This is a genomic window from Rhizobium sp. 05L419 (assembly GCF_056397845.1).
In genome coordinates this window covers 95,823-106,978 of record NZ_JBFTOF010000008.1, presented here as the reverse complement: position 1 = coordinate 106,978, position 11,156 = coordinate 95,823, and the positions used below count along the sequence as shown (strand labels likewise).

The following is an 11,156-nucleotide window of genomic DNA, read 5'->3' as shown; positions in this document are numbered from 1 at the left end:
AAGATCATGTCCACCAGACCTCCCGTTCTCGTCGATCTCAAGTTCAATCCCGAAGGCATTGCCCGCATCCTGAAAACCGCCTTTGCGGATCGCGGCAGCATCAATCTCGCCGATCCCGCTTCCAGGGGCCGCGACCTCAGCGGCATCGACTATGCGCTGCTGTGGAAGCCAGACGCCGATCTCTTCGAGCGCGCGCCCAACCTGAAGGTGATGTTCTCGGGCGGTGCGGGCGTCGACAGCTTCATGAACCTGCCAGGACTGCCTGACGTGCCGATCGTCCGTTTCGTCGATCGCAGCCTGACGACGCGGATGAGCGAGTGGGTGGTCATGCAATGCCTGATGCACCTGCGGGGGCAGCACAGGCACGACCAGCACCAGCGCGAACGGGCGTGGGGCAAGCTGATCGCACCGGAAGCCGCCGAGATCACCGTCGGGATCATGGGCCTTGGCGTCCTCGGCCAGGATGCCGCGTCGAAGCTGCGTGTCATGGGCTTCAATGTCGTCGGCTGGTCGCGCACAGCAAAGGACCTGGAGGGTATCGAGACGTTCGACGCCAGCGAGCTCGACGCATTTTTGTCGAAGACCGATATTCTCGTCGGCCTGCTTCCCCTGACGACGGAGACAACGGGTTTCTACAACGCCCAGCTGTTTGCCAAGCTTCGGCAGGGCGGCGCGCTTGGCAAGCCTGTCTTCATCAACGCCGGACGCGGCAGGAGCCAGGTGGAAACCGATATCGTCTCGGCGATGGAGACCTGCGTGCTCGGCGGCGCCTCGCTCGATGTATTCGAGATCGAGCCGCTGCCCGCGGAAAGCCCGCTCTGGGCCTTGGAAAATGTCTTCCTCACTCCCCACGACGCGGCGGTCTCCGAGGAGACCGCGCTTTTCCGACACGTCGAAGGGCAAATCGCCCGCTTCGAGCGCGGCGAGCCCCTGCAATTCCTGATCGACCGCGCGGCCGGCTACTGAGGCCGGCGGAAACCATCCGGCGACCTCACGGAAGCGATCGATCTCTGCCGTAACAGGGCGGCCATTTTATTTGCGCTGGACATTATCGGCTGTTTTTTCGATAAGAATGGGCACGAGCCGGTCGTCGCGCGCCGGTTTTGGCGGGCCCGAACGGATGAATGGGTGGAATTTATGGCCAAGACCGATATCGCACGGCGCGTCTACAATCACGCGTGGAAGCTCGACCCCATCGTCCGCAGCCTGATCGATACGGACTTCTACAAGCTGCTGATGCTGCAGATGATCTGGAAGCTCTATCCTGACGTCGATGCCACCTTCACGCTGATCAATCGCACGAAACGCGTCCATCTTGCCGAAGAGATCGACGAAGGCGAGCTGCGCGAACAGCTCGATCACGCGCGCACGCTCAAGCTCTCGAAGAAGGAAACGATCTGGCTGGCCGGTAACAGTTTCTACGGGCGCGCGCAGATTTTCGAACCGGAGTTCCTGGCCTGGTTCTCGCATTTCCAGTTGCCAGAATACGAGCTGTCAAAGCGTGACGGACAGTATGTGCTGGATTTCCACGGCTCGTGGAAGGAAACCACAATGTGGGAAATCCCGGCACTCGCCATCATCAACGAACTCAGGTCCCGATCGGCCATGAGGGCGCTTGGCCCGTTCACGCTCGACGTTCTCTATGCCCGTGCCAAGGCCCGCATGTGGGAGAAGGTGGAGCGGCTGCGCGAGCTCCCCGGCCTGCGCATTTCCGATTTCGGCACGCGCCGCCGCCACAGCTTCCTCTGGCAGCGCTGGTGCGTGGAAGCGCTGAAGGAAGGCATCGGCCCGGCCTTCACGGGCACCAGCAACGTCTTGCTCGCCATGGATTCCGATCTCGAAGCGGTGGGTACGAACGCGCACGAACTGCCCATGGTGGCCGCCGCCCTGGCGCAGACCGACGAGGAGCTGCACAATGCGCCCTACAAGGTGCTGCGCGACTGGAACAAGCTCTACGGCGGCAATCTGCTGATCGTCCTGCCCGACGCCTTCGGCACCGCTGCATTCCTGCGTGACGCGCCGGAATGGGTGGCCGACTGGACGGGCTTCCGCCCCGACAGCGCGCCGCCGATCGAGGGCGGCGAGAAGATCATCAACTGGTGGAAGAAAATGGGCCGCGACCCGCGCCAGAAGTTGCTCATATTTTCCGACGGCCTAGACGTCGATGCAATCATCGACACATACAGGCATTTCGAAGGGCGCGTGCGCATGAGCTTCGGTTGGGGCACGAACCTGACCAACGACTTTGCCGGCTGCGCCCCGACGGAGATTTCGGGTCTCAACCCGATTTCCGTCGTCTGCAAAGTCAGCGACGCCAACGGCCGCCCGGCCGTCAAGCTGTCCGACAATCCGCAGAAGGCGACCGGCGATCCAGAGGAAGTCCAGCGGTATCTGAAATTCTTCGGCACGGAAGACCGTGTCGATCAGGCCGTCTTCGTCTGACGCACGAAAGCGCGGCGAAGAAGCCGCGTTCCGGTGGAAGATGCGAGCGCCGTATCATCGGCGCCCCCGCGCTGTTTGCCATCACTTCACCACCAGTATCGCCATGCCCTTCACCCGGTCGTAGAGATCGATCACGTCCTGATTGAACATGCGAACGCAGCCCGAGGAGGCATTTTTGCCGATTGTTGTCCATTCCGGCGATCCGTGGATGCGGTAGAGCGTATCCTTGCCATCCTGGAAAATATAGAGCGCACGCGCGCCCAGGGGGTTCTGCAGACCGGGCGGCATGCCCTGCTTCCACTGGCCGAGCTTCGGATTGCGGCCGATCATGGATGGCGTCGGCGTCCAGGTCGGCCATTTCCGCTTCCACTGGATCACAGCACGCCCCTTCCAGGCGCGACCCTGCGCACCGAGGCTGACGCCATAGCGGATTGCCCGGCCGTCCTTCAGGACGAAGTAAAGGAACTTCGTTTCGGTATCGACGACGATCGAGCCGGCAGGCTCGTCGGTTTCGTAGTCGACCTCCTGGCGGAGATAGTGGGGATCGACCAGCGCGTGGTCGATGGCCGGCAAACGGTAGTCTCCGTCGTCGACGTCCGCATAAATAGCCGGATAATCCGGCGTGGTTCGCACAGGTGGCGCAGGCACGTTTTCCAAAACGGCCGTTTTGGCGATCGGCGGATTGGGTAACTCGACGACAATGCGCTCGGCAGGCAATTGTGTACAGGCCGCGAGAAGGGAAGCACCGGCTGCCGCAGAAAGCAGCCGAAGAACAGAAAACAAATGCAATTTCAAAGATTCCGATTGATCAATAGATTTGTTTGGTGGGTCTCCCTGCACGACCATCCGTGACCAAATTGTGTTTTGCGCAAGGAAAACAGCAAAGGCTTCAGGCATTCGCAAACCCGTGTTGGCGAAGCGCCACACCTGATGGCGGGACTGCCAATGCTGAATTCGGAGGCGCGGTTCGCTGACGATTTTCGACGGGATAAAGTCAATGCACAACTCGTGCGAAGAGCCATGTCGATAGTCCGCACGGACGAAGAACGATAGCCGCAGCCACTCCGGCAGTCAGCAGTTCCGCCAGGCAAGCTGGTCAACCAATCATCGGCTGTGCTTTGGAATAGGTCCAAACTCGCCGATCGGAGCTGTTTGCGGACCCCGGCGGTTCGGTATCAAATGGCGGACAGGGTGGGATTCGAACCCACGGTACGCTTTCACGTACACACGCGTTCCAGGCGTGCGCCTTAAACCACTCGGCCACCTGTCCTTTGCCGGCCTGCATCGTGAGACGCAAATCGTTGGAACGGCGCGATATATACCGATGAATTTTCGGCGATCAACCTAAATCTAACAGTTTTTTGACTTCTTCCGGTAAAAGTGCCGCAGAGCCTCCATTGCAGTTCCGCCGGCACGTCGCTATTTCATGTGTTGGATGGAGAATGATGCGGCTGGCCGGCAGTAGTCCGGCGGATTAGAGGCCGGAGAGATCGATGCGTTTCCTATTGCGATTGGCGAGTCTTGTTGCGCTGGCTGTTGCCGTGATTGCCGGGACCATCGATTCCATTCAATCTGTGGCAGCCTCGTCCGTGGTGATAACGCCCATGGGTGCCGCGTGGCAGGATGTGAACGCCTCGTCTCTCGACGCCCTGCAGTCGTCCATCTCCTACTACATACACCCGCGTTTCTATACGCTTGCCTTTCAATGGCTCATGATGCAGCCGGCTTTTGCGGTGTTTCTTGTGCTTTCGCTGTTGCTGTGGATGGCAGGCTACAAGAAGCCGCCGGTTGCCGGCCGCTTCGCTGCCTAGCCGCGCAGGACGGAGCCCAATTGCCGGACTGGTTAGAAAAATCGCAATTTAGCGATGATTTTGCGCAAAATTCAGCCCGCTTGGGCTGAATTTCGGCAGTGGCGGCAAATTTTTACCAGTCGAAAAATTTCTCGTGAATTTTCTTTTGAGCCATGCAAGGATGCGTGCAGCCAGGCCTCCGGGGGGAGGTCGGTGGTTCCGCAGACATGCCTGAAAAAAGGCTTGCGGGAGGACCCCTAACTAATAGCAACAACAGGGCTGCATTATGAAAAAATCCATTCTGACTCTCCTGGCCGTGGCTGCCATGTCCACGACGGCGCTTGCCGCCGACGTCAAGCCGGCACTGGTCTACGGCACCGGCGGGAAGTTCGATAAGTCGTTCAACGAAGCAGCCTTCAATGGCGCCGAAAAGTTCAAGAAGGAAACCGGTGTCGCGTATCGCGACTTCGAGCCGACCGGCGACACCCAGGGCGAACAGGCCATCCGCAACTTCGYGAGCCGCGGCTTCAATCCGGTTGTAGCCGTTTCCTTCGCCTGGACCTCCGCAATCGAGAAGGTCGCAGCCGAATTCCCGGACACCAAGTTCATCATCGTTGACGCCGTCGTCGACAAGCCGAACGTCCGCTCGGTCGTCTACAAGGAAGAAGAAGGTTCGTTCCTCGTCGGCCTGCTGGCCGGAATGGCGTCCAAATCCGGCAAGGTCGGATTCGTCGGCGGCATGGACATTCCGCTCATCCGCAAGTTCGGATGCGGCTACGAGCAGGGCGCACGCGCGGCCAATGCGAAGATCGAAGTCTTCCAGAACATGACCGGCACGACAGGTGCAGCATGGAACGACCCGGTCCGCGGCGGCGAGCTCACCAAGAACCAGATCGACCAGGGAGCAGACGTCGTCTACGCGGCAGCCGGTGCCACCGGCCTTGGCGTTCTGCAGACGGCAGCCGACAACAAGAAGTTCTCGATCGGCGTCGACTCCAACCAGAACTACCTGCATCCCGGCTCCGTTCTGACCTCGATGGTCAAGCGCGTAGACCTCGCGGTCTTCAACGCCTTTACCGACGTCAAGGGTGACAAGTTCACCGCCGGCGTGCAGTCGCTCGGCGTCAAGGAAGACGGCGTCGCGGCCGCCATCGATGAGCACAACAAGGCGCTCATCACGCCTGAAATGCAGGCTGCGGTCGACAAGGCCAAGGCCGACATCATTGCAGGAACCATCAAGGTTCACGATTACACCTCGGACAACGCTTGCCCGAAGTGATCCGCGACTGAGACGGGCGTATGGTGGAATCTTTTCACCATACGCCCTTTTCGTATTTGGAGCCTGCAGTGACAGACACGCCCGCTATCGAACTTGTGGGCATCGACAAGAAATTCGGTGCCGTTCACGCCAACAAGGACATCAACCTCACCGTCGCCAAGGGCACGATCCACGGGATCATCGGGGAAAACGGTGCCGGAAAATCGACACTGATGTCGATCATCTACGGCTTTTATCATGCCGACAGCGGTGAAATCCGCGTCAACGGCACTCCCGTGGCCATCAAGGATAGCCAGGCCGCAATCTCGGCCGGGATCGGCATGGTGCATCAGCACTTCATGCTGGTCGACAATTTCACGGTGCTCGAAAACATCATGCTGGGCGCCGAGGGCGGCGCGCTTCTCGCCAGGGGCGTTTCCTCGGCCCGCGCCGAGCTGCGGCGCCTCGAGAAGGACTACGGGCTGGAAGTCAATCCGGACGCCGTTATCGAGCAGCTTCCGGTCGGCCTGCAGCAGCGTGTCGAAATTCTCAAGGCAATGTACCGCGGCGCCGAGATCCTCATTCTCGACGAGCCGACGGGCGTTTTGACCCCTGCCGAAGCGGACCACCTGTTCAAGATCCTCGGCGTGCTGCGCGATCAGGGAAAGACGGTCATTCTCATCACCCACAAGCTGCGCGAAATCATGGCGATCACCGATACGGTTTCCGTCATGCGCCGCGGCGAGATGGTCGCGACCCGCAAGACGTCGGAAACAACAGTTGAGGAACTGGCCGAGCTGATGGTCGGTCGCCGCGTGTTGCTGCGCGTCCAGAAGGGTGAGGCCAATCCCGGGAAGGTCGTGCTGTCCGTGCGCAATCTCACGGTCAAGGACAACCGCGGCGTGGTGATGGTCGACAACGTCTCGTTTGACGTCCATGCGGGCGAGATCGTCGGCATTGCCGGCGTTGCCGGCAATGGGCAGTCCGAGCTCCTGGAAGCGATCGCGGGCATCCGAAAGCCGCATTCCGGCGAAGTCCTGCTCGACGGCCAGCCGATTGACAAGGCCGATCCGGCGCGCCTTCGCGAACTCGGCCTCGCCCATATTCCCGAAGACCGCCATCATATGGGCCTGGTGCTGAAGTTCGAGGAGTACGAGAACTCTGTGCTCGGCTATCACCGCAATCCGGCCTACAGCACGGGTCCGTTTCTCGATCTGGAGGCGATCCGCAAGGACGCCATGGAAAAGATCGAGAAATACGATATCCGCCCGCCGAACCCGCGGCTGAAGACAGCGAACTTTTCCGGCGGCAACCAGCAGAAGATCGTCGTAGCGCGCGAAATCGAGCGCGATCCGACGGCGCTGATCATCGGCCAACCGACCCGCGGTGTCGATATCGGCGCCATCGAATTCATTCACCGCCGGATCATCGAGATGCGCGACGCGGGCAAGGCCATCCTGCTCGTCTCCGTCGAACTCGACGAAATCCGCGCCCTTTCAGACCGTATCCTTGTCATGTTTGCCGGCCACGTGGTCGGCGAGAAGACGCCCGATGCCGGTGAACAGACCCTCGGCCTGATGATGGCCGGCATTGCCGCGTGAGGCCTTAATGAGCACTGCTTCCGTCCCACTTCCAAACTGGATCAACTACGGCCTCATTCCGATCCTGAACCTGGTCGTCGCCTTCCTGATCTCCGGCTTCGTCGTCTGGCTGATCGGCGAAAGCCCGCTTGCAGCCCTGTCGCTTCTGATCGAAGGCGCGCTCGGCAGCGGCGAAGGCATCGGCTTTACGCTGTACTATGCCACCAGCTTCATCTTCACCGGCCTGTCCGTCGCCGTTGCCATCCATGCCGGTCTCTTCAACATCGGCTCCGAGGGCCAGGCCTATCTCGGCGGTCTGGGTTGCGCCTTGGTGGCGCTGGCGCTCGACCGCTACGTGCCGTGGTATGTGACGATGCCGGTCGCGGTGGTCGGTGCGGGCCTGTTTGGTGCGGCCTGGGCCTTCATTCCCGCTTTCCTGCAGGCAAAGCGCGGCAGCCATATCGTCATCACCACCATCATGTTCAACTATATCGGCGCCGCGCTGATGGTCTATCTGCTGGTGCACGTGCTAATCGTTCCCGGCAAGATGGCGCCTGAGACCCGCACCTTCCTCGAGGGCGGACAGCTGCCGAAGCTCGGCTGGCTGATGAACATGTTCGGCGCAAAGCTCGGCGCCGCTCCGTTCAACGTCTCCTTCATCATCGCGCTGGTCGCCTCCTATTTCGTCTGGCTGCTGATCTGGCGCACCAAGCTCGGCTTCGAGATGCGCACGCTCGGTGTCAGCCCGAGCGCCGCCTCCTACGCCGGTATCCCCTATGCCCGTACCGTCATGATCGCCATGCTGCTCTCCGGCGCGCTTGCCGGCATGATGGCGCTGAACCCTGTCATGKGCTCTTCCGCCCGCCTGCAGGTGGAATTCGTCGGCGGCGCCGGCTTCGTCGGGATCGCCGTGTCCCTGATGGGTCGGAACCATCCGGTTGGTATCGTTCTGTCGGCCATCCTGTTCGGCATCCTCTATCAGGGCGGCGACTGGATTTCCTTCGAGATGCCGAACATCACCCGCGAAATGATCCTTGTGATCCAGGGTCTCGTCATCCTGTTTGCCGGTGCCCTGGAATACATGTTTCGCCCAGCGCTGGTGCGCGTCTACCAACAGTTCAAGCGCGCGTAAGGAGAGCGAACGATGGATTACTACGACATCTTCATCAGCGTTCTGAGCTCGACCATACGCCTGTCGATCCCGCTGATATTCACGGCTCTTGCCGGGCTTTTCTCCGAGCGCGCCGGCATTTTCGACATCGGCCTTGAAGGCAAGATGCTGGGCTCGGCCTTCGCCGCCGCCTGCATTGCCTACCTCACGGGTTCGGCCTGGCTTGGCCTGGGCGCGGGTATCGTCTGCTCGGTCGCGCTCAGCGTCGTGCACGGCTTCGCCTCGATCACCAATCGCGGCAACCAGATCATCTCCGGCGTGGCCATCAACTTCTTCGTCGCGGGCATCACCATCGTCCTTGGTCAGGCCTGGTTCGGACAAGGCGGGCGCACGCCGCAGCTGGCGGGAGATGCGCGCTTTACGCCGATCATTCTGCCCGGCGCCGACGCGATGCGCGAGGTGCCTGTCATCGGGCCGCTCTATGCGAATGTGATCTCGGGCAACAATATCCTGACCTATCTGGCGTTCCTCGCTGTTCCGTTCTCCTGGTGGATCCTCTACCGCACGCGTTTCGGCCTGCGTTTGCGCGCGGTCGGCGAAAACCCGGGTGCAGTCGATACGGCGGGCATCTCCGTCAGCTGGCTTCGCTACCGTGCCGTCATCTGCGCCGGTATCCTCTGTGGCTTCTCCGGCACATATCTCGCCATCGCGCAGTCGGCCGCCTTCATCAAGGACATGTCGGCCGGCAAGGGCTATATCGCGCTTGCAGCGCTGGTGTTCGCCAAGTGGAGGCCCGTGCCCGTCATGTTCGCCTGCCTGCTTTTCGGCTTCCTCGATGCGCTGGCCAATTTCATGCAGGGCAAGCAGGTGCCGCTGATCGGCGAAGTGCCGGTGCAGATCTTCCAGGCACTGCCCTATGTCCTTACCTGCATCCTGCTCGCCGGCTTCATCGGCGTCGCAACACCGCCGAAGGCCGGCGGCGTCCCCTATACGAAGGAGCGTTGAGAATATGTCCCACGACCTTTTCGAAGCCGCACGCGGCGCCATGGCCTTTGCCCATGCTCCCTACTCGAAATTCCCGGTCGGTGCGGCCATCCGCGCCGAGGATGGCAAGGTCTATACCGGCGCCAACATCGAGAACCTCTCTTTCCCGCAGGGCTGGTGTGCCGAACCGACGGCAATCAGCGCCATGATCATGGGGGGCGCCAGGAAAATCGTCGAGATGGCCGTGATCGCCGAGAAGCTGCCGCTCTGCCCGCCTTGTGGCGGCTGCCGCCAGAAGATCTCTGAGTTTGCATCCAAGGGGACGAAAATCTATCTCTGCGACGAAGCCGGCGTGAAGAAGACGATGACCATGGACGAACTTCTTCCCTTCAGCTTCGAGACGGAACTCGGATGAAAGCCGCGCTCGATCTGATCGCCGGCAGGCTCGGCGGTCTTGCGCCGCGCTACGGCATCGTCCTCGGTTCCGGTCTCGGCTCGCTTGTCAGCCAGCTAACGGACCCGGTTCGGATCGCCTACAAGGATCTGCCGGGGTTCCCGGTGAGTGCCGTGTCGGGTCACGCGGGCGAAGTCGTTGCCGGTCGCCTTGGCGGCGTCCCAGTCATCATGCTGTCCGGCCGCGTCCATTTCTACGAGAAGGGCGATGCCGGCGCCATGCGGCTGCCGATCGAGGTGCTGAAGGGCATCGGAGTGGAAGTACTCATCCTCACCAATTCGGCTGGGTCGCTGCGCGAAGACCTGGCACCCGGTTCGGTGATGCGGATTTCGGACCACATCAACTATTCCGGCATGAACCCGCTGATCGGCGAGGAAAGCGACCGCCGCTTCGTCGGCCTGACGAATGCCTACGACCAAGCTCTGGCGGAGGACATGCGGACGGCAGCCGACAGGGTCGGCGCGCAGCTGTCGGACGGTGTCTACATGTGGTTCTCGGGCCCGAGCTTCGAAACACCCGCGGAAATTCGCATGGCGCGCATCCTCGGTGCGGACGCTGTCGGCATGTCAACGGTGCCCGAGGTCATCATCGCGCGAATGCTCGGCCTCAGGGTTGCGGCCGCCTCCGTTATCACCAACTATGGGGCCGGAATGACCGGCGCAGAGCTGAGCCACGAGGAAACCAAGGACATGGCGCCCATCGGCGGCGCCCGTCTCGCCGCCATATTGAAAGAGATGATCGCGGCCGGAGGAAACACAGAATGAGCAACCACTCCCTGAAGGAGGCCGCGGCTGTCGCGCTGTCTCTTCTTGATCTCACCAATCTCAAGGACGACTGCACGGATGCGCAGATCGAGACCTTGTGCGCCCGCGCGCAGACGCCCTACGGCAATACTGCCGCCATCTGCATCTGGCCGCGCTTTGTCGCCCACGCCCGGGCTGTTCTCGGCGCCGGGCACCCGGTGCGCATTGCCACTGTCGTCAATTTCCCGTCCGGCGACATGGAAATCGCCGACGTCGCAGCCGAGACACGCGAGGCGATTGCCGACGGCGCCGACGAAATCGATCTCGTCGTTCCCTATCGCAAGTTCATGGCAGGCAGCGGCAAGGCGGTGACCGACATGGTCGCGGCCGTGCGCGCCGAATGCAACGGATCCGTGCTCCTCAAGGTTATTCTGGAAACCGGCGAGATCAAGGACGCGGCACTCATCCGCCGTGCCTCGGAACTCGCGATCGACGCCGGCGCGGATTTCATCAAGACGTCAACCGGCAAGGTCGCCGTCAATGCGACGCTGGAAGCTGCCGACATCATGCTGCGCGCGATCCGTCACAGCGGCCGGAAGGTCGGCTTCAAGCCGGCCGGCGGCATCGGATCGGTAGCGGACGCCGCGCTCTACCTCAGCCTTGCGGAAACGATCATGGCGCCTGATTGGCCGATGCCGTCGACCTTCCGCTTTGGCGCCTCCGGTGTGCTCGACGACATTCTTGCGATTCTGGGCGGCACACAGTCGCCACCTGCCGCGGCCACGAGCTACTAG

General features: G+C 61.4%; 11 protein-coding genes and 1 tRNA gene. 10 read left to right on the top strand and 2 right to left on the bottom strand.

The window, feature by feature from the left end; genetic code table 11:
* Positions 1-6 precede the first annotated feature (6 nt).
* Positions 7-966 (top strand): 2-hydroxyacid dehydrogenase, encoded by a 960-nt coding sequence (locus tag AC1DMK_RS13210; protein WP_477859556.1) that lies wholly within the window; start codon positions 7-9, stop codon positions 964-966.
* A gap of 171 nt (positions 967-1,137) precedes the next feature.
* Positions 1,138-2,442 (top strand): nicotinate phosphoribosyltransferase, encoded by a 1,305-nt coding sequence (gene pncB, locus AC1DMK_RS13205; RefSeq protein WP_037062763.1) that lies wholly within the window; start codon positions 1,138-1,140, stop codon positions 2,440-2,442.
* Between the two features lie 81 nt (positions 2,443-2,523).
* On the opposite strand, the gene AC1DMK_RS13200 is transcribed toward pncB, so the two are convergent.
* The gene (locus AC1DMK_RS13200; protein WP_477859554.1) at positions 2,524-3,231 is read right to left on the bottom strand and encodes a L,D-transpeptidase; all 708 of its coding nucleotides are present in this window, start codon (positions 3,229-3,231) and stop codon (positions 2,524-2,526) included.
* 391 nt (positions 3,232-3,622) lie between these two features.
* Positions 3,623-3,712 (bottom strand) — tRNA-Ser (locus AC1DMK_RS13195).
* Between the two features lie 223 nt (positions 3,713-3,935).
* Here AC1DMK_RS13195 and AC1DMK_RS13190 point away from each other — a divergent pair.
* From AC1DMK_RS13190 to deoC, 8 genes are all read left to right on the top strand, one after another.
* Entirely contained in the window at positions 3,936-4,253 is a 318-nt protein-coding gene (locus tag AC1DMK_RS13190; protein WP_037062764.1) for a hypothetical protein, read from the top strand.
* A gap of 265 nt (positions 4,254-4,518) precedes the next feature.
* Positions 4,519-5,511 carry a BMP family lipoprotein gene (locus tag AC1DMK_RS13185; protein ID WP_477859551.1) on the top strand — a complete coding sequence of 331 codons (993 nt, stop codon included), beginning with the start codon at positions 4,519-4,521 and terminating at the stop codon, positions 5,509-5,511.
* 68 nt (positions 5,512-5,579) lie between these two features.
* Entirely contained in the window at positions 5,580-7,091 is a 1,512-nt protein-coding gene (locus AC1DMK_RS13180) for an ABC transporter ATP-binding protein (protein WP_477859549.1), read from the top strand.
* Between the two features lie 7 nt (positions 7,092-7,098).
* A complete protein-coding gene (locus AC1DMK_RS13175; RefSeq protein ID WP_477859547.1) occupies positions 7,099-8,202 on the top strand; it encodes an ABC transporter permease in 1,104 nt (367 codons plus the stop codon).
* A 12-nt stretch (positions 8,203-8,214) separates the two neighbouring features.
* Positions 8,215-9,186, top strand: coding sequence for an ABC transporter permease (locus AC1DMK_RS13170; RefSeq protein ID WP_477859545.1), 972 nt, complete (start codon positions 8,215-8,217; stop codon positions 9,184-9,186).
* A gap of 4 nt (positions 9,187-9,190) precedes the next feature.
* A complete protein-coding gene (locus AC1DMK_RS13165; protein ID WP_037062773.1) occupies positions 9,191-9,580 on the top strand; it encodes a cytidine deaminase in 390 nt (129 codons plus the stop codon).
* Positions 9,577-10,383, top strand: coding sequence for a purine-nucleoside phosphorylase (locus AC1DMK_RS13160; protein WP_037062775.1), 807 nt, complete (start codon positions 9,577-9,579; stop codon positions 10,381-10,383). The genes AC1DMK_RS13165 and AC1DMK_RS13160 overlap by 4 nt, the downstream gene beginning before the upstream one ends.
* Entirely contained in the window at positions 10,380-11,156 is a 777-nt protein-coding gene (gene deoC / locus AC1DMK_RS13155) for a deoxyribose-phosphate aldolase (RefSeq protein WP_037062777.1), read from the top strand. Before AC1DMK_RS13160 ends, deoC begins: the two co-directional genes overlap by 4 nt.

What these genes read in the sequence shown, in the direction of transcription:
- deoC (WP_037062777.1), top strand. Translation starts at nt 10,380, where the DNA reads ATGAGCAACCACTCCCTGAAGGAGGCCGCGGCTGTCGCGCTGTCTCTT.
- AC1DMK_RS13165 (WP_037062773.1), top strand. Translation starts at nt 9,191, where the DNA reads ATGTCCCACGACCTTTTCGAAGCCGCACGCGGCGCCATGGCCTTTGCC.
- pncB (WP_037062763.1), top strand. Translation starts at nt 1,138, where the DNA reads ATGGCCAAGACCGATATCGCACGGCGCGTCTACAATCACGCGTGGAAG.
- AC1DMK_RS13190 (WP_037062764.1), top strand. Translation starts at nt 3,936, where the DNA reads ATGCGTTTCCTATTGCGATTGGCGAGTCTTGTTGCGCTGGCTGTTGCC.
- AC1DMK_RS13210 (WP_477859556.1), top strand. Translation starts at nt 7, where the DNA reads ATGTCCACCAGACCTCCCGTTCTCGTCGATCTCAAGTTCAATCCCGAA.
- AC1DMK_RS13170 (WP_477859545.1), top strand. Translation starts at nt 8,215, where the DNA reads ATGGATTACTACGACATCTTCATCAGCGTTCTGAGCTCGACCATACGC.
- AC1DMK_RS13160 (WP_037062775.1), top strand. Translation starts at nt 9,577, where the DNA reads ATGAAAGCCGCGCTCGATCTGATCGCCGGCAGGCTCGGCGGTCTTGCG.